The organism is Undibacterium sp. MH2W, assembly GCF_049340215.1.
GTDB lineage: Bacteria > Pseudomonadota > Gammaproteobacteria > Burkholderiales > Burkholderiaceae_D > Undibacterium.
In genome coordinates this window covers 299,150-324,938 of record NZ_JBMPPA010000004.1, presented here as the reverse complement: position 1 = coordinate 324,938, position 25,789 = coordinate 299,150, and the positions used below count along the sequence as shown (strand labels likewise).

23 protein-coding genes are annotated in these 25,789 nt (G+C 48.5%); 12 read left to right on the top strand and 11 right to left on the bottom strand.

Annotated elements, in window-relative coordinates; all coding sequences use genetic code 11:
• Positions 1-126: 126 nt before the first annotated feature.
• The 6 genes from ACO0K2_RS12060 to trpS form a co-directional block, all read right to left on the bottom strand.
• Positions 127-966: a universal stress protein gene (locus ACO0K2_RS12060; RefSeq protein WP_423019066.1), complete on the bottom strand. Its 840-nt coding sequence runs from the start codon at positions 964-966 to the stop codon at positions 127-129.
• Positions 967-1,077: 111 nt separating this feature from the next.
• Positions 1,078-1,962, bottom strand: coding sequence for a helix-turn-helix domain-containing protein (locus ACO0K2_RS12055; RefSeq protein WP_423019064.1), 885 nt, complete (start codon positions 1,960-1,962; stop codon positions 1,078-1,080).
• Positions 1,963-1,991: 29 nt separating this feature from the next.
• Complete coding sequence (locus tag ACO0K2_RS12050) at positions 1,992-2,375, bottom strand: response regulator (RefSeq protein WP_423019062.1); 384 nt, start codon at positions 2,373-2,375, stop codon at positions 1,992-1,994.
• A gap of 158 nt (positions 2,376-2,533) precedes the next feature.
• The gene (locus ACO0K2_RS12045; RefSeq protein WP_423019060.1) at positions 2,534-3,175 is read right to left on the bottom strand and encodes a response regulator; all 642 of its coding nucleotides are present in this window, start codon (positions 3,173-3,175) and stop codon (positions 2,534-2,536) included.
• Between the two features lie 105 nt (positions 3,176-3,280).
• Entirely contained in the window at positions 3,281-3,736 is a 456-nt protein-coding gene (locus ACO0K2_RS12040) for a universal stress protein (RefSeq protein WP_423019058.1), read from the bottom strand.
• A gap of 184 nt (positions 3,737-3,920) precedes the next feature.
• Positions 3,921-4,952: a tryptophan--tRNA ligase gene (gene trpS, locus ACO0K2_RS12035; protein ID WP_423019056.1), complete on the bottom strand. Its 1,032-nt coding sequence runs from the start codon at positions 4,950-4,952 to the stop codon at positions 3,921-3,923.
• Between the two features lie 393 nt (positions 4,953-5,345).
• Here trpS and hemC point away from each other — a divergent pair, with 393 nt between their 5' ends.
• The 5 genes from hemC (at position 5,346) to ppa (ending at position 10,198) form a co-directional block, all read left to right on the top strand.
• On the top strand, positions 5,346-6,293 hold the full coding sequence (gene hemC, locus ACO0K2_RS12030) for a hydroxymethylbilane synthase (RefSeq protein WP_423019054.1): 948 nt from the start codon (positions 5,346-5,348) through the stop codon (positions 6,291-6,293).
• A 19-nt stretch (positions 6,294-6,312) separates the two neighbouring features.
• On the top strand, positions 6,313-7,086 hold the full coding sequence (locus tag ACO0K2_RS12025) for a uroporphyrinogen-III synthase (protein WP_423019052.1): 774 nt from the start codon (positions 6,313-6,315) through the stop codon (positions 7,084-7,086).
• Positions 7,083-8,261 carry a uroporphyrinogen-III C-methyltransferase gene (locus tag ACO0K2_RS12020; protein WP_423019050.1) on the top strand — a complete coding sequence of 393 codons (1,179 nt, stop codon included), beginning with the start codon at positions 7,083-7,085 and terminating at the stop codon, positions 8,259-8,261. The genes ACO0K2_RS12025 and ACO0K2_RS12020 overlap by 4 nt, the downstream gene beginning before the upstream one ends.
• Before the next feature lie 3 nt (positions 8,262-8,264).
• On the top strand, positions 8,265-9,461 hold the full coding sequence (locus tag ACO0K2_RS12015; protein WP_423019048.1) for a heme biosynthesis protein HemY: 1,197 nt from the start codon (positions 8,265-8,267) through the stop codon (positions 9,459-9,461).
• Positions 9,462-9,667: 206 nt separating this feature from the next.
• Complete coding sequence (gene ppa / locus ACO0K2_RS12010; RefSeq protein WP_423019046.1) at positions 9,668-10,198, top strand: inorganic diphosphatase; 531 nt, start codon at positions 9,668-9,670, stop codon at positions 10,196-10,198.
• A gap of 102 nt (positions 10,199-10,300) precedes the next feature.
• Here the strand turns inward: ppa and ACO0K2_RS12005 are convergent, their stop codons facing one another.
• The gene (locus ACO0K2_RS12005; protein ID WP_423019044.1) at positions 10,301-11,347 is read right to left on the bottom strand and encodes a serine/threonine protein kinase; all 1,047 of its coding nucleotides are present in this window, start codon (positions 11,345-11,347) and stop codon (positions 10,301-10,303) included.
• A gap of 92 nt (positions 11,348-11,439) precedes the next feature.
• Positions 11,440-12,615 (bottom strand): GNAT family N-acetyltransferase, encoded by a 1,176-nt coding sequence (locus ACO0K2_RS12000; RefSeq protein ID WP_423019042.1) that lies wholly within the window; start codon positions 12,613-12,615, stop codon positions 11,440-11,442.
• Positions 12,616-12,642: 27 nt separating this feature from the next.
• Here ACO0K2_RS12000 and ACO0K2_RS11995 point away from each other — a divergent pair, with 27 nt between their 5' ends.
• From ACO0K2_RS11995 to ACO0K2_RS11985, 3 genes are all read left to right on the top strand, one after another.
• On the top strand, positions 12,643-14,256 hold the full coding sequence (locus tag ACO0K2_RS11995; protein ID WP_423019040.1) for an NAD+ synthase: 1,614 nt from the start codon (positions 12,643-12,645) through the stop codon (positions 14,254-14,256).
• A gap of 15 nt (positions 14,257-14,271) precedes the next feature.
• On the top strand, positions 14,272-14,610 hold the full coding sequence (locus ACO0K2_RS11990; protein WP_423019038.1) for a P-II family nitrogen regulator: 339 nt from the start codon (positions 14,272-14,274) through the stop codon (positions 14,608-14,610).
• 70 nt (positions 14,611-14,680) lie between these two features.
• Positions 14,681-15,817, top strand: coding sequence for an ABC transporter substrate-binding protein (locus tag ACO0K2_RS11985; RefSeq protein WP_423019036.1), 1,137 nt, complete (start codon positions 14,681-14,683; stop codon positions 15,815-15,817).
• A gap of 200 nt (positions 15,818-16,017) precedes the next feature.
• Here ACO0K2_RS11985 and ACO0K2_RS11980 read toward each other — a convergent pair whose 3' ends face one another.
• Complete coding sequence (locus ACO0K2_RS11980; protein ID WP_423019034.1) at positions 16,018-16,656, bottom strand: Smr/MutS family protein; 639 nt, start codon at positions 16,654-16,656, stop codon at positions 16,018-16,020.
• A gap of 14 nt (positions 16,657-16,670) precedes the next feature.
• Positions 16,671-17,615: a thioredoxin-disulfide reductase gene (gene trxB / locus ACO0K2_RS11975; RefSeq protein ID WP_423019032.1), complete on the bottom strand. Its 945-nt coding sequence runs from the start codon at positions 17,613-17,615 to the stop codon at positions 16,671-16,673.
• Positions 17,616-17,940: 325 nt separating this feature from the next.
• On the opposite strand from trxB, the gene ACO0K2_RS11970 reads away from it, so the two are divergent.
• The 4 genes from ACO0K2_RS11970 to serS all read left to right on the top strand — a co-directional run bounded on the left by ACO0K2_RS11970 (position 17,941) and on the right by serS (position 23,770).
• Positions 17,941-20,277, top strand: a complete 2,337-nt coding sequence (locus ACO0K2_RS11970; RefSeq protein ID WP_423019030.1) for a DNA translocase FtsK — start codon at positions 17,941-17,943, stop codon at positions 20,275-20,277.
• Positions 20,278-20,366: 89 nt separating this feature from the next.
• Positions 20,367-21,029: an outer membrane lipoprotein chaperone LolA gene (lolA, locus tag ACO0K2_RS11965; RefSeq protein WP_423019028.1), complete on the top strand. Its 663-nt coding sequence runs from the start codon at positions 20,367-20,369 to the stop codon at positions 21,027-21,029.
• On the top strand, positions 21,030-22,343 hold the full coding sequence (locus ACO0K2_RS11960) for a replication-associated recombination protein A (RefSeq protein WP_423019026.1): 1,314 nt from the start codon (positions 21,030-21,032) through the stop codon (positions 22,341-22,343).
• A gap of 131 nt (positions 22,344-22,474) precedes the next feature.
• Positions 22,475-23,770, top strand: a complete 1,296-nt coding sequence (gene serS / locus ACO0K2_RS11955; RefSeq protein WP_423019024.1) for a serine--tRNA ligase — start codon at positions 22,475-22,477, stop codon at positions 23,768-23,770.
• Positions 23,771-23,851: 81 nt separating this feature from the next.
• Here serS and ACO0K2_RS11950 read toward each other — a convergent pair whose 3' ends face one another.
• Positions 23,852-25,702 (bottom strand): GGDEF domain-containing protein, encoded by a 1,851-nt coding sequence (locus ACO0K2_RS11950; RefSeq protein WP_423019023.1) that lies wholly within the window; start codon positions 25,700-25,702, stop codon positions 23,852-23,854.
• Positions 25,703-25,789 lie beyond the last annotated feature (87 nt).

Genomic DNA, 25,789 nt, shown 5'->3' with positions numbered 1-25,789 from the left:
ATTTTAACGGCAAATTGCATGAAAAATAACCTTCAAAAGAACAAAGAAGGCGTCCGATACATCGAACGCCTTCTATTTGTACTGCTTCATGGGCTGTGGACGGCCCGTTTTGCTAGGGCAGGAGCCTTAATGGGACATAAACACAGGCACCGTCATGCTCTCAAGGATTGTACGAGTGACGCCGCCCATGATCATTTCTCTGAAACGTGAATGACCATAGCCACCCATAACGATCATGTCGCTATCGAGGTCATGCGCGAGGGAGAGTAGCGCATTACCGATGTCCGTCGATGTTTTATGTACGGATACCTCGACTTTAATGCCATGTCTTGCCAGATAAAGCGCGATATCGGCACCAGGTTGTTCGCCATGCGCATCAGGCGTGGATTTGGTATTAAAAATGGCGACTTGGACTAAATCGGCTTTTTTCAGAAGTGGAATCGCATCCGTGACAGCACGGGTCGCTTCTCTACTTGCGTCCCATGAAATCAAAGGACGTTTTGCGACGGTATTAAATTCACCTGCATAAGGAATAATCAATGCTGGGCGACCGGAGTTTAAAACAATGTACTCAGGAAAATCTGGGAGTACTGAAGGAGAGGGTTCATCGCGGTTTGTTTGGCCGAGGACGACCAGATCGCTGTAGCGTGCTTGCAAACCAATACCGCCACCGGCTTCATCATTGGCAATGGAGGATTCGTGAGAGGCGACGCCGATATGCTCAACGATTTTGTTAAATTCATCGACGGCTTTCTCTGCACGTTCTCTTAAAAAGTTCAGATGAATTGTTAAATTAGGATCGCTCGCACTAATGTTGCCGTCTTGGTAGATAAAACGGGATATGCCTGTCACTGCTGTGCCGATTAAATGAGCCTCTTCTTTGCGCGCGATTTCTGCCGCAAATTTGACGCGCAAGTTGGAACGATCTGATTCATCAACGTGGACTAATATAGTTTTATAAGACATGACATTGCTCCTGAGTTTAACGCTTGAGGCGCAGCCATTGTGTGGCTGGCCCCGCAGTATTGATCAATCGAAGGACAACAGTGTTTGTTTCAGTTCTGTAGCTTAGAACATTTATGCAGCAACTGCAGCCTCAGCACTCCATTGCGGTAATAATTTTTTTCCAACTAAGGAGGAGACTTTCTCGCTCACTTTGCTTCGTGCTTTTGCAGGAGGTAAGCGACGCAGCGTTTTGAGTGTTGCTGGATCGAGAAGGCAAATCTCACGTTGCTCGACGCTGATAAGTCCCATTTCATTAAATGCAGACAGGGTACGGCTAACGGTTTCCAGTGTCAGACCAAGGTAGCTGCCGATTTCGTGGCGTGTCATCCGCAAATTAAAAGAGCGACCAGAGTAACCCAATTGGCTGAAACGATCGCCAAGGTTGGTGAGGAAGCGGGCTACTTTTGCTTCTGCGCTTAATGCACTTAACATGCCAATCATCAACTGTTCACGGACCAACTCGCGGCTCATGACGCTCAACATCGCGTGTTCTAATTCTGCGTAAGTGTGTCCCAGTGCCGTAAATGCTTTGTAAGGCAAGAGGATGACGTCGCAATCGGACAGTGCGACAGCTTCAGATGCATGGTGTTGATTATGAATGCCGTCGATACCGAGGATGTCCCCTTTCATTGGGAAACTCAATACTTGTTCATTGCCATACTCGTCGATCAATACGGTTTTCAGGAAACCTGAATTGACGATATAGAGTGTGTCGAAACTTTGACCAATGGTATGCACGCGCTGACCTGCCTTGAAGCGTACATGCTGGAACAGCACCTCTTCATCAGCGGAACTTGCAGGAGCAGGGATGTGCAGTAAATCACATACTTCACGCAGATTGGACCATAAGTTGCCATGACAACGCCAGCCGGCTTCGTTAATGTTAGCGGACAAGAGCGACTTGTTGACTGGTGTGCTCAGGCTTGTTTGGCGAGGTGAGAGCGCTGCTGTTGTCATGTGAGTCTCCAGAGTGTAAGGGTAAAGGTTTAATTGACGTGATTTGAAAAATGGGGTGCTTGCCAACGGTGCAGAAAATCCGGTATCCGTTCAAAATCCGTTGATTTGTCCAAAAAGCCATCCGCTCCTGCACGCATCGCATGTTGACGGTTGTCTTCAGTCGAGTGGTTGGTTAATACAACGATTTTTACTGAGGGTTTTCTTTGCTTAATGCTTTTTAAAAGTTGCAAACCGTTTCCAGTGCCCAACTGGAGATCGAGGATGATGGCATCCGTCTCACTGTTGAGGACTTTGTCGAAAGCAGAATCAATATCGCCCGATACGCCGATGACATGGATGCCCGGTACTTCTTCGACAAACCGAATTAATCGGTTTTGGATCAGGACTGAGTCTTCGACGATAAATAAATTCATGATGCGTGGGAGGATGAACACCGCTTTGTTTGCTTGTGTTCATTATCGTTTTTCCACGCATTGATTTAAATCAGGGGATGCTGATTTGATCTATCGGATTTTCAGCGGTGTTTGTAGGAGTTTTCCTACAAGAAAGGGAGGGGAGAGGAAGAATTTGCTTACGCGTTGGGTGTAAGCAGGTGATGCGCCATCGCGTATTGCACGAGATCGGACATGTTATTCATGTTCATTTTCTGCATGATTCTCATCTTGTGGGTGCTGACCGTTTTGACACTTAGATGCAGTAAATCACCGATTTCAGTAATTGTTTTACCTTTGACGAGGTGCGTAAATACTTCAAATTCACGATCTGACAGGTTGGTGTGAGGTAAGTTATCGTCAGCAGGCATGGCGTTCATTGCTAGCTGTTCAGCAACTTCAATGCTGATATAGGGGCGACCAGAGGCAACCTTGCGTAAAGCAGTGACTAACTGGGTACCCGCACTTTCTTTCGTCAGATAGCCACGCGCCCCAGCCCGAATAGCGCGCACGGCATACTGCTCTTCTTCGTGCATTGTTAAGATGAGAATCGGTAGCTTCGGAAATTCATCTTTAATCTGACGGATTAAATCGACGCCGCTTCGTCCGGGCATCGATAAATCCATCAGTAAGACGTCGAACGCGACACTTCTGACCTTATCCAAGGTATCAAAACCATCCACTGCCTCCGCAACGACCTCAATATCGTCGTTGCCATCAAGGATGCGCTTTAAGCCTTCGCGCATGATGGTATGGTCATCAGCAATCAGAATACGAATCATTGAATGAGTACAAAGTAAAGGTTCTTTGCAAAAAAGTTGCAAGCCAGTCACCATTGTACTGTACAACCCGCTTCAAGGATGTTGTATCCTGGAAAAAAACTGATTTCAGTGGTTTTTGGTTCGGTGAACAAGAACGGGAATGTTGCACAGAGACAGTACCTTCATCGTTGTACTTCCTAAGAGAAGGTTGCCCACACCGCTACGACCATGCGAGCCCATAAAAATCAAATCACATGCCTCTTGTTGTGCCGTATGAACAACTTCTTTTGCGGCAGAATCATTGAAGTGGACGAGGCCATCACATGTCACACCAGCTTGTTCGGCGACATGCCGTGCCGCATCAAGGTAAGCGCTCGCGTAACTTCTCATTGCGGCTTGATACTCTTCTTCCGTCGGTGTGTTGGGAGGGATGATATCGATATAAATTGGGTACTGATAATTGCTTGCCACGAAAAGGGTGACAACTTTTGCGTTGATTTGTCTAGCAAATTCAATTCCCTCGCGCACTGTCGCGGTAGCGAGTTCAGAGCCGTCGGTTGGCAGCAGAATTTTGGTGTACATAATCTGTCCTTTCTCGAAACATCGATGATGTGACTCATCATGCGCCTAAATTGCCCGCGTCTGTTTGATCCGGAACAAATTGTTGCGGTGGAAAGAACAATGGCGGCGCTGACTAAGATCGTCAGTGCCGCCATCATTTGTCTTTCTCAGTGCGCATCATTGCGCATCATCGTACTTTAGTGGGTCAGAAATGTTTTAAACCAATCGCCGCTTTGACTTCATCCGTTGTTTGCGCTGCGATTTCCCGTGCTTTACGGGTGCCTTCTTTCAGCATTTGCAGCACTTGGCCGCGGTCTTTCGCAAACTCTTCACGACGCGCGCGGATTGGGGCAATGAGGTCTTGTAAGATGCCTTCTAAACGGGCTTTAACGACACTGTCACCGAGACCGCCACGGACGTAGTGGTCCTTCATCGCTTGCAAGCCTTCTTTGTCTTCGTCGAAGGCATCGAGGTAGATAAAGGCAACGTTACCTTCAAGATGGCCAGGGTCTGCGACGCGCAGGTGGAGTGGATCCGTGTACACATTGCGTACAGCGGCTTTGATTTCTGCAGCGCTCGCACCGAGGTTAATCGTGTTGCCTAAGGACTTGCTCATTTTTGCCTTGCCATCAATGCCTGGCAAACGACCGATTTCTGGGACCAACGCTTGACATTCGACGAGGATATCTTTATTCACAAGGCGATTGAAGCGACGCACAATCTCATTGGTTTGCTCAATCATTGGAATCTGATCTTCGCCAACGGGCACCAGACTCGCTTTGAAGGCCGTAATATCCGCAGCTTGGCTGACGGGATAGGTCAAGAAGCCGGCTGGGATGTCACGCTCGAAGTTTCTCAGGATGATTTCTTGCTTGATTGTTGGATTGCGCTCCAAACGTGCCACGGAAACCAGATTGAGGTAATAAAACGTCAGTTCTGTCAGTTCAGGAATTTGAGACTGAATAAAAATAGTGGATTTGCTTGGGTCAATACCGACGGCCAGATAGTCCAGAGCGACTTCAAGTACGTTGTTATGGACTTTGGCGGGATCGTCCATGTTGTCAGTGAGCGCCTGCGCATCAGCGAGCATGATGTATTGCTGATATTCGTGCTGATACTTCACGCGATTACGCAGACTCCCCACAAAGTGACCTAGATGGAGTGGGCCAGTTGGACGATCGCCTGTCAGAATCAGGTGGTTTTTATTTTCAGTGTTTTCAGTATTACTTGCTTGCATAGCTATTTCATCACTTTCGTGCATGGTTGTGCATTAAACGGTCTTAACTCATGGTAATTCGGCCGGAGCTTGGTCGTGCTGCCTGCTTGCATTACGGGATTGTTTGTTCGTATCTTTCGTCGTGTTGCGTCGTCGGTCGTCGCTCGTTTTGCGTAAAAAAATGCCGCTCAATCGTGGCGGCATCGTGAAAACCTGCGTCTAATCAAGACACTATGATGCCGTTACTAAAGAATATGTGTCAAGTTTGAAGATATTTGTCAAAAACTCTGTCGATTTTACCGCGTCCTGAGGTCAGTTTCATGGGTGTCAAATGGTAAAATTGACGAAGAGCGCATTGCTAGGTCCTTTGGCAGGCGTCATATTGCCAATTACGTAAATAGAAAGATCGCTACCTTGACCGCTGTATCCCCCAAAAAATTAGTAATCGCGTCTCGCGAAAGTCGACTCGCCATGTGGCAGGCAGAAAATGTACGTGATCGCCTTAAACAGTTGTACCCTGACTGTGTGGTCGAGATTCTTGGGATGACCACCCGTGGCGATCAGATTCTGGATAGAGCACTGTCAAAAGTGGGCGGTAAAGGCTTGTTCGTCAAAGAACTCGAAGTAGCGATGGCGCAAGGCGAGGCGGATTTGGCTGTTCATTCACTCAAGGACGTGCCAATGGAACTGCCTGCAGGCTTTGCATTGGCAGCCGTTCTGGAGCGCGAAGATCCGCGGGACGCTTTTGTTTCTAATTTGTACCCGTCGCTGGCGAGCTTGCCTGAGGGCGCGGTTGTTGGAACGAGTAGTTTGCGTCGCCAAGCGTTAATTTCTGCTCGGTATCCGCACTTAGTCATCCAGCCGCTGCGTGGCAACCTTGATACTCGCCTTCGCAAGCTCGATGAAGGTCAGTATGCGGCTATTATTCTCGCGGCTGCAGGGCTGAAGCGGTTGGGCTTGTCGGAGCGTATTCGTGCTGTGATGGCGCCTGAAGAAAGTTTACCTGCTGCAGGGCAAGGCGCAATGGCAATCGAGATTCCGGATAATCGGCCTGAGCTGGCAGCATGGTTGGCGCCGCTCAACGACCTGCCGACGTCTCAGGCAGTTCATGCAGAGCGCGCCATTTCGAAAGCATTTGGCGGAAGTTGTCAGATTCCTTTGGCGGCTTACGCGATGATTCATGGTGACGAAATGCATTTGCGTGCTATGGTGGCGACACCGGATGGTCAGCGTGTTGCCGTGGCAGAGGTCCGTGGGGCAGCAACGCAAGGTGCAGAATTGGCAGCGCACGTCACGACGGCACTCGCAGCGCAGAATGCGGAAGAGATTCTGGCCGTCTGTAAAGCCCAGACGCAGGATTAAATTACACATCGGATTACGGATGCATCAAAAAAAGGTCATCATTACGCGTCCTGTTGCGCAGGCTGTTGATTTTGCCAATAAGGTGCGACAACTGGGGTGCGAGGCAGTGGTGTTCCCGTTGATCGATATTCGGGCACTTGATGATCGGACGGAACTGGTTGCAGTGGCAGGGCAGTTAGAGATGTTTTCGTTGGTCGTATTTGTGAGTCCCAATGCGATTGATGCGTTTCTCCCCCATGTAAAAAGTTGGCCGTCGTCAGTACCCATCGGTGTGATGGGGAGCGGCAGTCGTCGTGCTCTTTGTCGCTTTGGGATAGATGATCAAAATACGCGCATTCTGAGCCCGGCTAACCTTGCAAAGACGGACTCCGAAACCTTGCTCGAAGTGCTGGATGTGCAAGCGCTTGTCGGCAAGCAGGTCTTGATTGTGCGAGGGACTGGTGGTCGTGAGCTGTTGTCGGATGCCTTGCGTTCGGCAGGTGTTCATGTGCAAATGCTGACCTCTTATCAGCGGCTTGCCCCGGCATTGACTGAGGATAAAAAGGACGCGTTGATGCAGTTGTTGGATGAGGATAATCGGTGGGTGATGACAAGTTCCGAGGCCTTGCGTACATTGATGCAATGGGTTGAACAATTACAATCTGGTGAGTTCGTGGCAAAAATGCAACATCAAGAAATGATCGTCCCTCACGCGCGCATTGCAGAAACAGCGACATCGTTGGGTTTTCATTTCATCACTTTAACAGCTTCCGGCGACGAATCTCTGCTTGTCGCGTTACAATCTCACGTATGAACGAACAGCAAACACATTCGGGCGCTTCAGCGCCAACTCCACATCCTGAACAGACTGCAAGCCAGTCTTCGGGGACCCCTGTACAAGTCGTACTCAAGGAGGCGAACTGGACTCAGCCAGCGTATTTGCTGTCTGGCGTGTTGGCCGTCTTGTTAGCAGCGAATTGGTGGTCATCTCAGAATCAAATTACTGCGCTGCGTGAAGAAGTTGCTCGCCGCCTGATGGCTGCGGACACGTCCAGCAGTGAAACAAAAATCCTCGCAAAGAATGTGCAGGAAACTTCGAAAGAAATTCAGGCAAAAGTCATTCTGCTTGAAGGGAAGCAATCGGAAGCGCAGAGTCAGCAGCTCGCGCTGGAGCAGCTGTATCAAGATTTGTCAAAAAATCGCGATGAATGGGCGCTGGCTGAAATCGAGCAAGTCTTATCAACAGCGAGCCAACAATTGCAATTGGCGGGTAATGTGCCAGGTGCGTTGATTGCGCTGCAGAACGCAGATAACCGTCTTGCTAAATCAGATAAGCCGCAATTTATTGTTATTCGCCGTGCGATTGCAAAAGATATCGAAAAGCTGAAAGCCTTGCCAGCATTGGATTTGCCGGGCGTAGCCTTGCGCCTAGATAGCGTGATTGCCCAAGTAGATCGGATGCCACTCTGGGTCGATGAGAAATCCGTTGTGACAGCGACGCCACCCAAGGCACCGCTGCGCGTTTTACCAAAATCTCAAGGCAAGCAATCTTCTGATAAAAATGCCAAATCCGCAGCAAAAGAAGCAGACGATACAAGCGATCTGACGTGGAGCATGCGTTTGCAAGATGCTTGGCAGAGTTTTTCGAGCGAGATGTGGGGCGAAGTGAAGCAACTGGTTCGTATTCGTAATGTCGAAACGCCAGACGCTTTATTGCTCGCGCCAACACAGTCCTACTTTGCACGTGAAAATCTCAAATTACGGCTTTTAAACGCACGGCTTGCTTTGTTGTCGCGTAATGAGGCGGTCTTCCGCAGCGACATCAATGCCTCGCAGGATGCTGTCGCAAAGTATTTTGATACCCGCGCAAAACAGACGCAGACGGTGCAGGCCCTACTTGTTCAGGTGCAGAGCAGTAATTTGTCGATTGAAATGCCGACCTTGTCTGAGAGCCTCAATGCGGTACGTAACTACAAAGTGAAGCCTTAGTGTATGCGAATTTTTATCCGGCTTCTTATCCTATTCGCGCTTGCTGTTGGCCTGGCAATTGGTGCGCGTTTTAATCCCGGTAATGTGGTTCTGTTTTACCCGCCTTATCGGGTCGATTTATCGTTAAATCTGTTTTTATTCTCGCTAGTGGTAGTGTTTGCGGTCATCTATTTCATTATGGGTGCTCTGGTTACCGCTAAAAAGATGCCGAAAAAAGTTGCGGCTTACCGTCAAGGTAAGCGTGAGCGTGACGGCAACAAAGCCTTACGCGAGGCGATACGTACCTTGTTTGAAGGACGATTCGGCTATGCAGAAAAAGCAGCGAGCAGAGCCTCTGAGTTGCCTGAAAACGTTGGTGTCGCGGCGTTAATAGGAGCACGTGCAGCGCACCACATGAGCCAGTTTGATCGGCGCGATGCGTGGTTGGCGGGAATTGAGGCAGATCAAGCATACAAAGTTGCCCGGTTGGTCACGTCGACAGAACTTCTGGTTGATCAGCACCAGTCCGAGAAAGCATTGGATGCTGTGCGCCAGTTGCATCTCAATGGCAGTCGTCATATTCAAGTCTTGCGCTGGGCCTTAAAGGCAAACCAACAGGCACGTAAATGGCCTGAGGTGTTGAAGCTGGTACGGACGCTGGATAAGCACCATGCGTTGCATCCGACATTGTCAACCCGCTTAAAAGAGCTGGCGTACGAGGATTTGCTGAAAGATCATGGACATGATGCAGAGTCAATTCGTCGTGTGTGGTATGAGATTCCTGCAAACGATCGTACCTCCGCTTTTGTTGCTTATCAGGCTGCAGTGGCTTTTAATGCACGTGGATTGTTTGACGATGCGCGGACCATTGTTGAAAAAGCATTGGCTGAAGAATGGGATGAGCGCTTGTTACGAGCCTATCGCGATGCCGCCGCCGCAGAGGGATCTGCTGCCTTGCTGACGCAAATTGATCATTGTGAAAAATGGTCCTTAGATCACCCAACGGATCCCGAACTCGCCTTGACACTCGGGGTCTTGTGTCTGCGTCAGAAATTATGGGGTAAGGCGCAGCGTCACATGGAACAGGCCTTGTCTGATGCTGTTTCTGCAATTACTGTGCGCGAAGCTAATCTTAAGCTGGCGCAATTACACGAGGCGCTTGGTCAAGACACTGAGGCAGCCTATCATTACCGTCAGTGCGCTATCGCGACAACACTGTAACAACATCTAAAAAGAGGGCGTTGCCGGATGAATGATCTGGTTCGCTCTCTCTTCATGACTGACCATGGCAAGGTCTGCGTAAGCTCCATGCGATAAAGTTCTGGTATTGCGACGCACAATTCGACGCTGAAAGTCGATATAATCTCGCGAGAGAATAATTCGTTCTACTTCCTATTTAATGAGCATATTTACTGAGAAAGAGTGACATGAGCTTGAATAACGTTCCTGCAGGTCGTGATGTACCAAATGATTTCAATGTCATCATTGAAATCGCGATGAATTCCGATCCAATCAAATACGAAGTTGACAAAGAATCTGGCGCGATTTTTGTTGACCGCTTTATGGGTACAGCAATGCATTACCCATGCAACTACGGTTATGTGCCACAAACAATCGCTGGTGACGGCGATCCAGTTGACGTTCTGGTCATCACACCATTCCCACTGATTCCTGGTGTTGTCGTTCGCTGCCGTGCTATCGGCGTGCTGAATATGACAGACGAAGGCGGTCAAGATGCCAAAGTGTTGGCAGTTCCAGTCGACAAGATTTTGCCGATTTACACACACTTGCAAAAACCAGAAGATGTGAATGAATTGCAATTGCGTCAGATCCAACATTTCTTTGAACATTACAAAGATCTGGAAAAAGGCAAGTGGGTAAAAGTCGAAGGTTGGGCCGGCCCTGAAGCAGCGAAAAAAGAAATTCTCGACGGTATCGAGAACTTCAAGAAAGCGTAATTGCTCTGAGTAAATTCCTTCTGTATTCGTTGGCGCCACACTGTTGACGCAACGCGAGAAGAAAAAAGCGATCTCCGGATCGCTTTTTTTCTTTGGGGGGAATTAATGGTTGAGCTTGGATATGGATAGCAGTGCAATCGCAACACCAACCGCGATTGCGCTCCACAGCAGTAGAGAGTTGACGCCGTTGACTGATTTTTCGTTGGCGTTTTCTGCTGAACCGGCTGTTCGACGACCTTTTTTCTTCAATTTTTCATTGCGGGTCAGAAAGCGGTAGAGCGCTTGCGACATCTCTTCAGTACTTTGGTAGCGTAATGTCAGATCTTTCTGCATTGCCTTCATGACTATTTTAGAGAGCGACACAGGAATGGTGTTGTTGATGTCACTGGGCCATCTTGGCTGTTTATGTGCTATTTGATGTAATAATTTATCAATATCGGTGACATGGAAGGGTTTTTGCAACGTGAGCATTTCATACATCACCGCACCCAGCGAATACACATCCGTCAATGCGGTCACTGGTTTCCCCATGGCTTGCTCCGGAGACATGTAGTTGGGTGTCCCGAGGATATTATTGTTGAATAGCGTAACGTCCGCTGGTCGACTTTCGTCAATGAGTCGGTTTGGAGCACGGGCGATACCAAAATCCACCACTTTTGGGTGGTTGTTTGGCAGGATAAAAATATTGCCAGGTTTGATATCGCGATGAATCACCCCGCTACGATGTGCTACGGAAAGTGCATCCGCGATTTTTTGGATGATGGTTGCTATTTCAATAATATCAAACGTTTTGCCTTGCGATAAGAGGTGCCGCAAATCCTGCCCCGGAAGAAATTCCATGGCGATAAACGTCGTTCCACCTTCACTTGAGGCGTCATAGATGGTGACGATACTCGGATGTGACAATCTGCCTGCAGCACGCGCTTCGTTGATGAATTGCTGTTCGCGTTGCTTTTTGTCAGTGGCGTTGGTGGCTGTATTTAAAATTTTGATGGCCACGTCCCGATCAATGACCGGATCGTGTCCACGGAAAACAGTGCCAGTTGAACCTACGCCTAATTTTTCAATTAAATAAAAACGCCCCACACGTTTATTGAGTGGTGTAACGGTTGGTGGCGTCGGTGGCGTTGGCGGAGAATTATTTTGCATGGCAGCAGCATGCCTTGAACGTACCAAAATTTCAAGTCATTGTACTTGATCGCCATGAAAAATTGCCATAATACAACTATAAATAGTCATTCTTAAGCCGCGCCGGCACTGGAATCTTTCCGATACGGTGTATGTTGCTGAAGGTCGTCAATGTATAACTCAACACCGTTAGTCTCTCTTTCAAGAAATTTTTCGACGGCATCACTGAACTCTGGGCGGGCCAACAAATGCGCCGACCATGTTTTTTCAGGCAAAAATCCACGAGCCATCTTATGCTCACCCTGTGCGCCACCCTCAAAAATGCTGATTTTGTTACGGATGCATAGCTCGATCGCCTGATAATAGGCCGTTTCAAAATGAAGGCAAGGGTAGCTCTCAAGACAACCCCAATAACGACCATACAGGCGTTCTTCGTCGTGGACCAATAACGAGGCGGCAATTTTTTTCCCCTCTTTGACTGCGACGATGAGGTGGAGATTGTCCGGCATGTCTTTACCGATGCGCAAAAAGAACGCGAGATTGAGATAAGGGGTTGAATGATGATTGGCGTAAGTTAAGTCGTAACAACGCTTAAAGAATACCCAATCATCTTCGCTCGCTTCATCGCCCGGAATGTGTATAAACGAAATCGCTTGTTCGCGCACCTTGCGACGTTCGGCGCGGATGTTTTTGCTTTTCTTTGCAGAGAGAGTCTGTAAAAAAGCTTCAAAGTCGCTGTAATTCTGGTTTTTCCAATGAAATTGCACGCCTGTCCGTATTAAAAATCCAGCGTCTCGGTAGAGATCGACGTCGGCTTCAGGGAGGAATAGGGTATGACATGACGAAAAATCGTCTGTCAGCGTCATTTGCTTCTGTATGGTAATCAATAGCGCCTGCACTTCGGCGTTTTTGGCCATTGCCCTATTTCCTGTCACGGGTGTGAATGGGATGGCAGACAGTAATTTGGGGTAATACGAAAAGCCGTAGCGCTGATAGGCGTCCGCCCATGCCCAGTCAAAAACATATTCACCATAAGAATGCGCTTTTTGATAGAGCGGGTAGGCGCCAACGAGACTTGTGTCGTCCCATAAGGTGATAAAACAGGGTTGCCAGCCACTATGTTTGCTGGCGCAACGGGTTTCATGTAGGGCATCGAGAAACGCATAAGACAGAAATGGATTGCGATGAGATTGCGTCTGAAGTAACGTTTCCCAATGCGAACGACCAATCTCAGAAAGTGAAGTCGCAATACCCATGCGATAATGCTGGTTGATAGATGTTAATTCCATTTTTGATTCAATTCAGATTGCACGATTATGACCATTAAAGTTGCCATCGCCCAGATGAATAGTTCGGTTGGGGACCTCGCCGGAAACGCAGCACAAATTTTTGACTACGTCAGCAAAGCCGCCGGGCAGGGTGCTGATATTGTTGTTACGCCAGAATTGTCTTTAGTTGGTTACTCACCAGAAGACCTGCTGTTGCGTCAGGCTTTTTACGACAAGGCACAGTATGCCTTAAATCAATTGGCTATGCAGTTGGCGGCTTTTCCGGACGTCTATGTGCTGGTGGGGCACCCTGCAGAGCAGGAAGGAAAACGATATAACGCGGTTTCTCTGTTGGTGAATGGCCGCGTTGCAGGGAGCTACTTTAAACATAATTTGCCGAATAATATGGTGTTTGATGAAGTTAGATACTTTTCTTCTTCGTCTGAGGCATTTGTATTTGAGGTCAAAGGGACGCATTTCGGTGTTAATTTGTGTGAGGACACGTGGTTTAAAGAAGCCCCTCAGGCAGCCAGAAATGCCGGCGCGCAAGTATTACTCGTTCCTAACGGATCGCCATTTCACATGCGCAAACAGCATCAACGGATGGAGGTCATGCGTGAGAATGTGTCGAGTTGCGGCATGTCCTTGGTCTACGCTAACCTTGTTGGTGGGCAGGATGAGCTGATTTTTGATGGTAACTCTTTTGTCCTGAACGCCACGGGCGATCTCTGTGCTCAGTTGAAACATTGCGAAGCTGACCTACAGCTGATTGAATTTGAGGGTGCAGAACCACAACCATCCACTATCCATGCTGACGGCAGCATTGAAGCGCAAATCTACCAAGCCTTGGTTTTGGGTGTGCGCGATTATGTGACGAAAAATGGCTTTCCGGGCGTCTTATTGGGCTTATCCGGCGGTGTTGATTCGGCGTTGACCTTAGCCATTGCAGTTGATGCCCTTGGTGCCGACAAAGTGCGGGCTGTCATGATGCCTTCGCCTTACACGGCAGATATTTCCTTGTTTGATTCACGGGACATGGTAAAGCGTATTGGTGTACGGTATGATGAATTATCCATTGCGGCGTGTTTTGATGCATTCCGTGGCACCTTGAGTGCGGAATTTGCTGGGTTAAAAGAGGATACGACAGAGGAAAATATTCAGGCACGGATTCGTGGCACCCTGTTAATGGCCATGTCCAACAAATATGGCTCCATTGTCCTGACGACAGGAAATAAGAGTGAAATGGCGGTCGGCTACTGCACGCTCTATGGCGACATGGCGGGTGGTTTTGCGGTGATTAAGGACATTGCAAAAACGCTGGTTTATCGCTTATGTGCTTATCGAAACAGTCTTTCTGACATCATCCCAGAGCGCATCTTGACGCGCGCGCCATCGGCGGAGTTGCGACCGGATCAGAAAGACCAGGATTCTTTGCCGCCTTATGAAGTGTTGGATGCCATTATGCAGCTTTATATGGAAGAAAATAAGTCACGTGCAGAGATCGTTGCCGCTGGCTACAGTGAAGAGGACGTTGAAAGAATCACCCGTTTGATTAAAATTAACGAATACAAGCGTCGTCAGGCGCCAATCGGTATTCGTATTACGCATCGTGCTTTTGGTCGTGACTGGCGCTATCCAGTGACATCAAAATTCAGGGATTAAAAGAAGGAGAAAAACATGAAACAAATTACTGCTGTGATCAAACCATTTAAGTTGGACGAGGTACGTGAAGCACTGGCTGACGTGAATGTAACAGGCTTGACGGTGACGGAAGTGAAGGGCTTTGGTCGTCAAAAAGGACATACCGAGCTTTACCGTGGCGCTGAATATGTCGTCGATTTTTTACCTAAGATCAAAGTGGAAGTCGTTGTTGACGACAATATTTGTGATCACGTTGTAGATGCCATCATTAAAGCGGCGCACACCGGAAAAATTGGTGATGGAAAGATTTTTGTGCAAAATGTGGAGCAAGTCATCCGTATTCGTACTGGAGAAACAGGCCCAGACGCCGTGTAGTTTCTTTAGATTTTTGTTTTTTTAGTTTTTTAATTGAGTCGGTTTCATTAGCGGCGTAGAAAAGGGATCAATGGCCATCTTGCGTACTTTATTTATCATCTTATTTGTGTTCTTCACGTCTTCTGTTTGGGCAGAAAACGGCGTCACAGATCGCAAAATTGTTCTGGGGCAGTCTGCTGCATTTACAGGACCTGCTGCACAGTTGGGGATTCAACTTCATGCAGGTGCCAAAGCCTATTTTGATCATGTGAATTCGATCGGTGGTGTGTTCGGTCGAAAAATCGAAATTATTACGCGTGACGATAAATATGAGGCAGATCTTGCAGTCGCCAATACGAAAGAGTTGATCGAGTCGGATGATGTATTTGCCTTATTTGCTTATGTCGGTACGCCGACAAGTAATGCTGCTTTGCCAATTTTTACGAAAGCAAAGGTTCCTTTTTTCGCTCCTTTTAGTGGGGCATCTTCATTACGTGAGCCGTTCAATAAGTTAATTTTCAATGTGAGAGCAGGCTACAACGAAGAGACCGAACACTTGGTCGATCGTTTGGTGAACACGGGCCTCAAAAACATCGCCGTTTTTTACCAGAACGATGCCTACGGTAAAGCGGGTCTCGCAGGTGTAGAGCGCGCATTAAAAAAATTAAATTTGCCGATCATTGAGACAGCAACAGTGGAGCGCAACAGTGTTGACGTCACCAAAGCCGTCGACAAAATGATCGCGAAAAAGCCGGATGTCATTATCCAGGTAAGCGCTTATGCATCGTGTTCTGCGTTTATCAAGGAAATGCACAAACGGGATTACAGTGGGCAGTTTTATAACTTGTCTTTTGTGGGCAGTCAGGCGTTGTCAGATGCGTTGGGTAATCAAGGACCTGGCGTTGTCATTTCGCAAGTGGTGCCTTTTCCGTGGTCGAACGTCAATGCAGTCGTCGCTGAATACGCCAAAGTCATGAACAAAGCAGGGATCAAAGATCTCAATTTCTCCAGTCTGGAGGGGTATATTGATGCTCGAATCTTCGTTGAAGGTTTGCGTAGAGCGGGTCAAAATCTGACTCGCGAAAAATTTATCGCAGCGCTTGAGTCAATGAACATGAGAAATTACGATGGGGGTGGCTTTGACGTGAATTTCTCTCCAACCAATCACAATGCATCCAAGTTTGTCGATATGACGGTGATTGGTAAAGATGGGAAATTTAGAGATTAAACTGGTGTAACGATCATCGGCGGTTCATGTGCCAACGTTAATCGCTGACCCGGTAGGGTAGGATGGAAAGGCGAGTCCATCAGAAAACCTTACCTTAAAAAATAAAACCGAGAAGCATGAAGATGCCTCTCGGTTTTTGTTTTTTTTATAGAGAGAAAAGCAATGCCGATCGTCGCTATACGATGGTCGATACGCTCTGGTCAGGATGCTTTTAATAAGACGATCAACGCGCCGGAACCACCATCAGCTGCTGTTGCCTGACTAAATGCAAGTACCTCATCTTTTTGGATGAGCCAGTTTCTGACTTTTTGCTTCAGTACGGGTTCTTTGTTTACCGAACCGAGTCCCTTGCCATGAATAACACGGACGCAACGTAAGCCGCTACGTTCGCATTTTCGAAGAAATTCACCCAAGCTATCCCGTGCCTGATCGCGTCGCATTCCATGTAAATCTAGCTGTGCTTGAATTACCCAGTGTCCCTTTCTGAGCTTACGCACCACATCCGCGCCGACCCCGGGCCGCGTGTAGCTGAGATCGCCATCGGTTTCCAGCAACGAATCCGCATCGAACTCGTCAGACAGGGATTCTTGCAAGGCAGACTGTTCATCTGCTAAATGCTGGAAAGGGATAGGTTGTGGGCGTGCCGGAATCGCTACGTGTTTATCCACCTTTTTTAAGGGCGCAATATCACCGATGCTGGAGCGAAAAATATTGGCTTCGGCTGCCGCTTTTTTTTCTCGCTCCAGACGTTCCGCTTCTTGGCGCTGCTTCTGCTCTTGTTGTTGCTTTAATTGCTGACCCAATGATTTGAGATCAGCAAAATTTTTCAGAGAAGACATTGGCCGTATCCAGATTACTCTTCGAGGTAGCGTTGTGCATCCAGCGCTGCCATACAGCCAGTACCTGCGCTAGTGATCGCTTGGCGGTAGACGTGATCTTGTACGTCGCCCGCGGCGAAGACGCCAGGAATATTGGTTGCGGTTGACATGCCTTCGCTACCTGTACGGGTTTTGATGTAACCGTTGTGCATGGTCAACTGACCTTCGAAAATGCTGGTGTTTGGTTTGTGGCCAATCGCAATGAAGACGCCGTGCAGAGGCACTGACGTGACAACACCTTCAGCAGACTTAATGTTGATGCCCGTCACACCGGAGTCATCTCCCGTCACTTCATCGAGTGTGTGGTTCCACTTGATCTCTACTTTACCTTCAGCCACTTTTGCCATCAGGCGATCAATCAGAATCGCTTCTGCACGGAACTTGTCGCGACGATGGATCACGGTGACTTTGCTTGCGATATTGGACAAATACAGTGCTTCTTCCACGGCCGTATTACCGCCGCCGACAACGGCCACTTCTTTACCACGGTAGAAAAAGCCATCGCACGTGGCGCAAGCAGAGACGCCTTTACCCATGAACGCTTGTTCAGAAGGCAGCCCCAAGTACTGTGCCGATGCGCCCGTTGCGATAATCAAGGAATCACAAGTGTATTCACCTTGGTCGCCGATCAGACGGATTGGTTTTTCTTCCAGTTTTGTCGTGTGGATGTAATCAAAAATAATTTCAGTATTGAAACGCTCAGCATGTTGCAAGAAGCGCTGCATCAATTCTGGACCTTGAACGCCCAATGGATCTGCTGGCCAGTTTTCTACATCTGTCGTAGTCATCAATTGACCGCCTTGCTCAACGCCAGTGATCAAAACCGGGTTCAGATTGGCACGTGCGGCGTAAATAGCAGCAGAGTAGCCCGCTGGACCTGAACCAAGAATGAGTACACGAGCGTGTTTAGGAGTAGACATAGGGTCACCTGGATAAAAAGTTAAATGTGGAGCAAATGAGACGGGGTTGTACCCATTGGCTCGGAGTGATTGCTAGTAAATGGAGTTTCAAAGAAGAAAAACAAGACATGGTTGATTGCTGAAGTTGCTGCTCTTGTTGCTACTCTTCATGATCATTGTCGTGTAATTTCTTGTCTTTTACTCATCTTTTGGTCACAAAAGCAAATATAGGAGTAAATTATAGTCTATCCCTCAAAGCTTGGCTGAGCGTGCGGCGTTTGGCGAGTCCCGCCTAACATGCTATCTTGTCAGACTTTGGTTGTCTGGATGAACATTTTCCTGATTTATGACTACAAGTAACGAAGCCTATACCCGCAGTAATAAAGCGCCGCCGCCGCCGCCATTGCCAAACAAGATGGTCGTGTTGTTAATGGAGGCGCGATGGATTTTGTTCGCCGCATTGAGTATTTGTCTGATTCTCGTCCTTGTGTCGTATTCGAAAGATGACCCCGGATGGTCGCAATCGAGCGTTGTGCCGAAAATTCATAATGTTGGCGGCAAGTTTGGTGCATGGCTGGCGGATGTGTTGCTCTATGTCTTCGGTTTTTCAACCTGGTGGTGGTGCGTTGCCGGGTTGCGTCAGGTCTGGCAGGCGTATCGCAAGCTTGCAAACCGGTTTTTGGTGTCTGCTGAACCTGAACCCGATGTGACGCAAACGGAAATTCTCATTCAGAAGTTCGGATTTGCCATGCTGCTGTGCGGCAGCATGGGGATTGAGTATTTGCGATTGTACTCAATGCGCATTCCATTGCCGTTGGCTCCCGGTGGCGTGTTGGGCGAGTTGATTGGTCGAGCATCGTTTAATGCGCTGGGTTTTACTGGAGCGACGCTGGTCCTATTATTGGTCATGGCCTTGGGGATTAGTTTGTATTTCCAGATGTCGTGGCTGACCATTGCCGAGAAAATTGGCGCGGTGATTGAAGGGTTGTTTATTTTCGTGAACAATAAATTCGCTGATGCTGAAGATCGGCGTCTAGGACAAACCGCCGCCGTTAAGCGTGAAGAAGTGGTAGTGCAGGAGAGAGCGAAAATTGTTGAAGCCCCACCGATTCGCATTGAACCACAAGTCGTTGCTGTACAACGCTCCGAGCGCGTCGAGAAGGAAAAGCAGGTCTCGCTCTTCAATGAGCTGCCTGACACCAACTTACCGCCACTGAACCTGCTGGATGATGCGCCGCCGGTACAAGAGACCGTGAGCGTCCAGACCTTGGAATTTACAAGCCGTCTCATTGAGAAAAAGCTGTCTGATTTTGGCGTCGATGCCAAAGTCGTTGCCGCGTATCCTGGGCCGGTTGTTACTCGCTATGAAATCGAACCAGCAACTGGTGTGAAAGGTAGCCAGATTGTGAATCTGGCACGGGATCTGGCTCGCTCTTTGTCCCTTACATCCATCCGTGTCGTGGAAACCATTCCTGGTAAAAACTACATGGGTCTGGAATTGCCGAATCCCAAACGGCAGATCGTTCGCTTAACGGAAATCCTTGGATCGAAGCTTTATAACGACAGCGTATCAAGCCTGACGATCGCACTTGGTAAAGATATCGCCGGTCACCCTGTGACGGCGGATTTGGCAAAAATGCCGCATTTATTGGTGGCGGGTACCACTGGCTCGGGTAAATCGGTCGGTATTAACGCAACGATTTTGTCGTTGCTTTATAAGTCTGACCCCAACGACGTGCGGATGATTTTGATCGATCCGAAAATGCTTGAAATGTCCGTGTATGAAGGCATTCCGCATTTGTTAGCGCCCGTTGTGACGGATATGCGTCAGGCAGGTCATGCCCTCAATTGGGCGGTCGCTGAGATGGAGCGTCGGTATAAGCTGATGTCGAAGTTAGGTGTGCGTAACTTGGCGGGCTACAACGTGAAGATCGCGGAAGCTGTCAAGAAAGAACAATTAATCCCCAATCCATTCAGTCTTACCCCTGATGCCCCTGAACCATTGGATAAATTGCCGACGATCGTCATTATTATCGATGAATTAGCGGATTTGATGATGGTGGTTGGTAAAAAGGTCGAGGAGCTGATTGCCCGAATCGCGCAAAAAGCCCGTGCTGCCGGTATCCATTTGATTCTCGCGACCCAGCGTCCGTCTGTGGACGTTATTACTGGTTTGATCAAAGCCAATATTCCCACCCGAATCGCGTTTCAGGTCAGTAGTAAGATTGACTCCAGAACGATTCTCGATCAGATGGGGGCTGAGGCCTTGTTAGGGATGGGTGATATGTTGTACATGCCTCCAGGCACGGGTTTGCCAATTCGTGTGCATGGTGCTTTTGTCTCCGATGAAGAAGTGCACCGCGTTGTGGAATACCTGAAAGCACAAGGTGAGCCCAATTATATCGAAGGCATCCTTGAAGGCGGTACGCTGGAGGAGGGTGGTGAAGCAGGTGGTGCCGCTGAGGGTGCTGGCGGTGGAGAAGCTGATGCGCTGTACGACCAAGCCGTGGCGATTGTCTTGAAAAATCGCCGTGCATCAATCTCACTGGTGCAAAGGCATTTACGCATCGGATACAATCGCGCCGCACGTTTGTTGGAACAAATGGAGCAAAGTGGAGTCGTATCTACCATGCAATCCAATGGCAACCGGGAAATTCTGGTGCCCGTCGGGAATGCGGAATAATTTTTTTTTTTCGTATCTCGATCAATTTCATACAATGAATGCTATCCCCCATTGAGCTCAATGGGGTGTTGAAGCAGATAGGAAACTCAGTGAAGAAGCAAAATAAGATGTGGGGCCGATGGTTGGCAACGACGATCGCAGCCAGCGCAATGCTGGTTGGTTCGATGAGTGCGCATGCCTCCGCGGTCGAGCAATTCAAAGCTTTTGTTGCCAGCTCAAAAACGGCCAAGGGCGATTTCGTTCAGCAGCAGGTGAAGGTGGTCAACGGTGCGCCTAAAATTACCAAGACCTCGAGCGGCGTCTTTTTATTTGCCCGCCCCGGTAAATTCATCTGGAGCTATCAAAAGCCTTACGAGCAAACACTCCAAGCCGATGGCGCAAAATTGTATATCGTCGACAAAGACTTGAATCAAGTTACCGTGAAAGATATCGGCAATGCGCTGGGATCGAGTCCGGCAGCGATTTTATTTGCGGGTGCAGGTACTGCTGATCTAGAGAAAAATTTCACTCTCAAGGATGTCGCCGATAAGCAAGGAATGGAGTGGCTAGAAGCAACGGCAAAAGCCAAAGATAGCCAGTTTGAACATATTGGCATTGGTATGAAAGATGGTTTGCCCTACGCATTAGAGCTGCGCGACAGTTTTGGACAGGCATCGCTGATTACTCTTAAAAACATGGAAAAGAATCCAGCATTGAAAGCGGATCAATTCAAATTTGTTGTTCCTGCTGGAGCAGATGTTTTCCGCCAATAAATGAATACATCGAGTCATAGCAACGCTTTTAAGCAATCCCCACTGGCGGAGCGGATGCGCCCGTCTAGCCTGCAACAGGTGATCGGACAGCAACATTTACTGGGCGAAGGTAAGCCACTACGTCTCGCTTTTGCGTCTGGTGAGCCGCATTCCATGATTCTATGGGGACCGCCTGGCGTCGGTAAAACGACCTTGGCTCGGTTGATGGCGGATGCTTTTCATTGTGAGTTTATCGCGTTGTCCGCTGTCTTGTCGGGGATTAAAGATATTCGCGAGGCCGTTGAGCGCGCGCAAATTTTGCAGGCCAATTCCAGTCGCCGTACCATTTTATTTGTCGATGAAGTGCATCGATTCAATAAGAGCCAGCAAGACGCCTTTTTACCGCATGTCGAAAGTGGCTTATTCACCTTTATCGGCGCAACGACCGAAAATCCATCCTTTGAAGTCAATAGCGCCTTATTGTCACGTGCTGCGGTTTATGTATTGAAATCACTGACCGATGACGATCTTGCTGAGATGGTTGATCGTGCCTGCCAACGCGAATTGGGTGGCCTGCAGATCACACCAGAGGCGCGATCCAGTTTGGTGGCTAGTGCGGATGGTGATGGTCGCAAATTGCTGAACAACCTCGACATCGTGGCACATGCAGCAACGGCAAAACACGCGCAGACCGTGGATGCGGTATTGTTGAGCGAATGCCTCGGCGATGCTTTACGCCGTTTCGATAAAGGCGGTGACGCTTTTTATGATCAGATTTCGGCATTGCATAAGTCGGTACGCGGTTCAAGTCCAGATGGCGCGTTGTATTGGCTGGTGAGGATGCTTGATGGCGGGGCGGATCCGCGTTATCTGGCGCGACGTATCATTCGAATGGCAGCCGAAGATATCGGATTGGCCGATCCCCGTGCACTGCGTATCACCCTCGATGCCGCTGAAACCTATGAACGTTTGGGGTCGCCCGAGGGCGAGCTGGCGCTGGCAGAGGCGGTGGTGTACCTTGCTTGTGCCGCCAAATCGAATGCTGTTTATCAAGCCTACAATGAAGTCCGCGCTTTGGTAGCAAAAGACAAATCGCGGGTTGTGCCAGAACATCTGCGCAATGCCCCGACAAAGCTCATGAAAGAGTTGGGTTACGGCAAGCTGTACCGCTACGCCCATGATGAGCCGAATGCCTATGCTGCAGGAGAAACCTATCTCCCAGACGGCCTGTCGAACCATCGTTGGTATCATCCTGTCCCGCGGGGCATGGAGATCAAAATCGGCGAAAAACTCGCTTATCTACGGCAACTCGACGAGGATGCGGGAAAGTCATAAGACTTGACGGCGGATGAAGGGGAATTTGAAGTGCCATTTTCCCTCTTCTTTACTATAAATTTGGGGGAAATACCCTGAGCTTGTTACAATAGCTCGTTCGCTCCATTTCAAATAATTGGCATTAAATTACTATGATAGACATTCAACTCCTGCGCAAAGACATCGACAGTGTTGCTGCACGCTTGGCAAGCCGCAAATTTCAGCTAGACGTCGAGACGTTCAATACCCTCGAAGCGGAGCGCAAGCAAATCCAGTCCCGTACTGAAGAATTGCAAGGCAAGCGCAATACCTTATCCAAACAAATTGGCATGCTCAAAGGCAAGGGCGAAGATGCGTCTGCAGTGATGGCCGAAGTTGGCGGTATTGGCGATGAATTGAAAGCCTCTGAAGTACGTTTGGCTGAAGTTCAGCAAAGCATGACGGCTTTTTTGCAAGCGATTCCTAATTTACCGCACGAGTCTGTGGTGGTTGGTAAAGATGAATCCGCTAACGTCGAAGTGCGCAAGGTCGGCACGCCACGTACTTTTGATTTTGAAGTCAAAGATCACGTCGATATCGGTGCGGCACTGGGCTTGGATTTTGACACCGCTGTTAAGCTGACAGGTTCACGTTTCTCTGTGATGAAAGGTGGCATGGCACGTCTACATCGTGCATTAGCGCAATTCATGCTCGATACACAGACGTTAGAAAACGGTTATACCGAAGTCTATACACCTTACATGGTGAACGCAGATTCGATGCGCGGTACAGGCCAGTTGCCGAAGTTTGAAGAAGATCTGTTTGCCGTGAAAAAAGGCGGCCAAGAGGGCGAGGGTGAAACACTCTACCTGATCCCGACATCAGAAGTAACACTAACAAACACCGTGCGTGATGAGATCGTTCCTGCTGATGCGTTGCCAATTAAATTGACCGCACATACACCTTGTTTCCGTTCAGAAGCGGGTAGTTATGGTCGTGATACACGTGGCATGATCCGTCAACATCAGTTCGATAAAGTAGAAATGGTACAGATCGTACACCCTGATCATTCGATGGTCGCATTGGATGAAATGGTCGGTCACGCCGAGTCAGTATTAAAAAAACTTGGATTGCCATACCGCGTGGTGAGTTTGTGTACTGGCGATATGGGTTTCGGCTCTGCGAAAACATTCGACCTCGAAGTGTGGTTGCCAGCACAAAATACCTACCGCGAGATTTCATCGATCTCCAATATGGAAGCCTTCCAAGCGCGCCGTATGCAAGCCCGTTTCCGTAACGCGCAAGGCAAGCCAGAAATGGTGCACACCCTCAATGGCTCGGGTTTAGCTGTTGGCCGCACTCTTGTCGCTGTATTGGAAAACTACCAAGAGGCTGATGGCTCTGTCGTTATTCCAGAGGCATTGCGTCCTTACATGGGTGGTATTGAAAAATTACAACCTGCAGCTTAATACACCCTCATGCAGTCTGTTTAGCCAGATGTCTTGGCTAAGAAAAAATCCCGCATCGCCAATTGGTCATGCGGGATTTTTTTAAAGCACGAGATGACTTGGAATTTCTTGGCGGCGATCTACGAATAAGCTATTGCCATGAATCTTTTTGGATTGCTTTTTCGCATCGGAGGCGGCTAAAGAAATTTGATGGTGAGAATAAAAGCGATTTTGACTCGATTTGACAACGCCTAACGACAAGGACACTAAAGGGTAAAACACTTTTTTCCCTTGACGGTCTTCACTCAGGTAGCCACCACGTTCACGATCTTCGTTGCTGTAAAAATGTTGAATTTCACGCTCAAACGTTTCTAGGATTGCTTTGCAGCGTTGCTCCCAATCCTCGCTGCGAAACAGAATAATGAAATCATCACCACCGATATGACCCACAAAGTCGATTTGAGGATCGCAGTGCTGCTTCAAAATTTCACTGGTCAACTGAATTATGTCGTCGCCACGACGATAACCGTAGACGTCATTAAACGGCTTGAAATGATCCAAATCGCAGTAACAAGCGCAAAAGGGCTGGTTTTTTTCGAGCAGTTGATCGATATGTTGATTAATCGGCACATTGCCCGGTAATTGCGTGAGCGGGTTGGCATAACGGGCGGCGGTGATTTGCATTTGCGTAATTTCGCGCATCAAATCGGGACCGGTACAAATGCCGATGTATTTTCCCTGATCGGTAATGATAATGCCGTTGATCAGATGGTCTGGATTCGTCTCAACGATAATGTGACTGACATCCTGCATACTGGTATTTTTATCGACAACAACGGCATGGGGATCCATAAATACTTTGCAAGACTTTTTGCCGTAGAGCTCACGCTGGTAAGGACGTGCAAACCGGTCAATCATATGATAGCGGTTAATGATACCCACTGGTACGCCGTCATCCACGACCGGAATAATCTGTAATTTTGGATTTTGTAGAAAAATATCGTCGACCTGATTATTGAGCATCGTTGACGGAATCGTCGGTGACGTCTTGAGAATTTTTTCTACCGCAATCGTTTGCTCATACGAGCCAGTCGCTTTGCGCGGTGTGTATTGTCCATTGGCGGTGAGCACCTTTGCTACTTCAGCAGAAATAGCGCGTGTCGGCGTCGGATGAGGACGCGCAATGTGATAGCCCTGACCGCAGGCGACGCCTAACTCACGCACTGTGAGCAGCTCAGCTTGCGTTTCAATGCCTTCGGCGATTACGCGTGTTCCGGATTTTTCGGCGATCGATTGAATCGAGCGCACAAATTGCGCTTTCACCGAATCATGATCGATGCCCTGTATAAAGTGCATATCGATCTTGACGTAATCGGGTTTGAGCTCAGACCATAAACGAAGACTCGAAAATCCCTCACCCAGATCGTCAATCGCAATTTCAAATCCCATTTCGCGGTAATGAAATACGGCTTCACAGAGCAAACCATAATCATGCGTTGGCTGGTACTCGGTGAGCTCAATGATCACGCGGTCGGGATTGATGCCCAATTGATGGATATAATCCAACGTCTCACCATAGCGCACATCACGTTGAATGAGGCACTCAGGGCTGACGTTGAGAAATAATTTGCCAGGCAGCTTTTGCGCTGCAAATTGCTCCAAGACCACGCGACGACATAAATGCTCAACAGTGACGGTTAACTGATGTTCTGACGCCGCCTTAAACAGGTTAATCGGTGAGTGCAAGGGGCTATCCGATGGACCTCGAATAAGACCTTCGTAGCCAAGAATATCGCCGTTTTGCATTTCAACAATCGGCTGAAAGCGAGCGGTTAATAATCGCTGTTCGATAATTCGCTGTAGTTGCATCAGTACCGTATTTTCTGCCGACTCGTGGTCAGTAGAGAAGTCCTGGTGTTCGGTGACTGTGCTGTGCTGAGAAAGATTGGGCATATAATCTTCTGCCAAAACACTATCCATTAAAACGCATTCCTCAATGACAAAATTCCGCGCTTCATGGGTCATGTAGGCGGTGTTAGC

What these genes read in the sequence shown, in the direction of transcription:
- ACO0K2_RS12060 (WP_423019066.1), bottom strand. Translation starts at nt 966, where the DNA reads ATGTCTTATAAAACTATATTAGTCCACGTTGATGAATCAGATCGTTCC.
- ACO0K2_RS12055 (WP_423019064.1), bottom strand. Translation starts at nt 1,962, where the DNA reads ATGACAACAGCAGCGCTCTCACCTCGCCAAACAAGCCTGAGCACACCA.
- ACO0K2_RS12050 (WP_423019062.1), bottom strand. Translation starts at nt 2,375, where the DNA reads ATGAATTTATTTATCGTCGAAGACTCAGTCCTGATCCAAAACCGATTA.
- ACO0K2_RS12045 (WP_423019060.1), bottom strand. Translation starts at nt 3,175, where the DNA reads ATGATTCGTATTCTGATTGCTGATGACCATACCATCATGCGCGAAGGC.
- ACO0K2_RS12040 (WP_423019058.1), bottom strand. Translation starts at nt 3,736, where the DNA reads ATGTACACCAAAATTCTGCTGCCAACCGACGGCTCTGAACTCGCTACC.
- trpS (WP_423019056.1), bottom strand. Translation starts at nt 4,952, where the DNA reads ATGCAAGCAAGTAATACTGAAAACACTGAAAATAAAAACCACCTGATT.
- ACO0K2_RS12025 (WP_423019052.1), top strand. Translation starts at nt 6,313, where the DNA reads ATGCATCAAAAAAAGGTCATCATTACGCGTCCTGTTGCGCAGGCTGTT.
- ACO0K2_RS12020 (WP_423019050.1), top strand. Translation starts at nt 7,083, where the DNA reads ATGAACGAACAGCAAACACATTCGGGCGCTTCAGCGCCAACTCCACAT.
- ACO0K2_RS12015 (WP_423019048.1), top strand. Translation starts at nt 8,265, where the DNA reads ATGCGAATTTTTATCCGGCTTCTTATCCTATTCGCGCTTGCTGTTGGC.
- ppa (WP_423019046.1), top strand. Translation starts at nt 9,668, where the DNA reads ATGAGCTTGAATAACGTTCCTGCAGGTCGTGATGTACCAAATGATTTC.
- ACO0K2_RS12005 (WP_423019044.1), bottom strand. Translation starts at nt 11,347, where the DNA reads ATGCAAAATAATTCTCCGCCAACGCCACCGACGCCACCAACCGTTACA.
- ACO0K2_RS12000 (WP_423019042.1), bottom strand. Translation starts at nt 12,615, where the DNA reads ATGGAATTAACATCTATCAACCAGCATTATCGCATGGGTATTGCGACT.
- ACO0K2_RS11995 (WP_423019040.1), top strand. Translation starts at nt 12,643, where the DNA reads ATGACCATTAAAGTTGCCATCGCCCAGATGAATAGTTCGGTTGGGGAC.
- ACO0K2_RS11990 (WP_423019038.1), top strand. Translation starts at nt 14,272, where the DNA reads ATGAAACAAATTACTGCTGTGATCAAACCATTTAAGTTGGACGAGGTA.
- ACO0K2_RS11985 (WP_423019036.1), top strand. Translation starts at nt 14,681, where the DNA reads ATGGCCATCTTGCGTACTTTATTTATCATCTTATTTGTGTTCTTCACG.
- ACO0K2_RS11980 (WP_423019034.1), bottom strand. Translation starts at nt 16,656, where the DNA reads ATGTCTTCTCTGAAAAATTTTGCTGATCTCAAATCATTGGGTCAGCAA.
- trxB (WP_423019032.1), bottom strand. Translation starts at nt 17,615, where the DNA reads ATGTCTACTCCTAAACACGCTCGTGTACTCATTCTTGGTTCAGGTCCA.
- ACO0K2_RS11970 (WP_423019030.1), top strand. Translation starts at nt 17,941, where the DNA reads ATGACTACAAGTAACGAAGCCTATACCCGCAGTAATAAAGCGCCGCCG.
- ACO0K2_RS11960 (WP_423019026.1), top strand. Translation starts at nt 21,030, where the DNA reads ATGAATACATCGAGTCATAGCAACGCTTTTAAGCAATCCCCACTGGCG.
- serS (WP_423019024.1), top strand. Translation starts at nt 22,475, where the DNA reads ATGATAGACATTCAACTCCTGCGCAAAGACATCGACAGTGTTGCTGCA.
- ACO0K2_RS11950 (WP_423019023.1), bottom strand. Translation starts at nt 25,702, where the DNA reads ATGCCCAATCTTTCTCAGCACAGCACAGTCACCGAACACCAGGACTTC.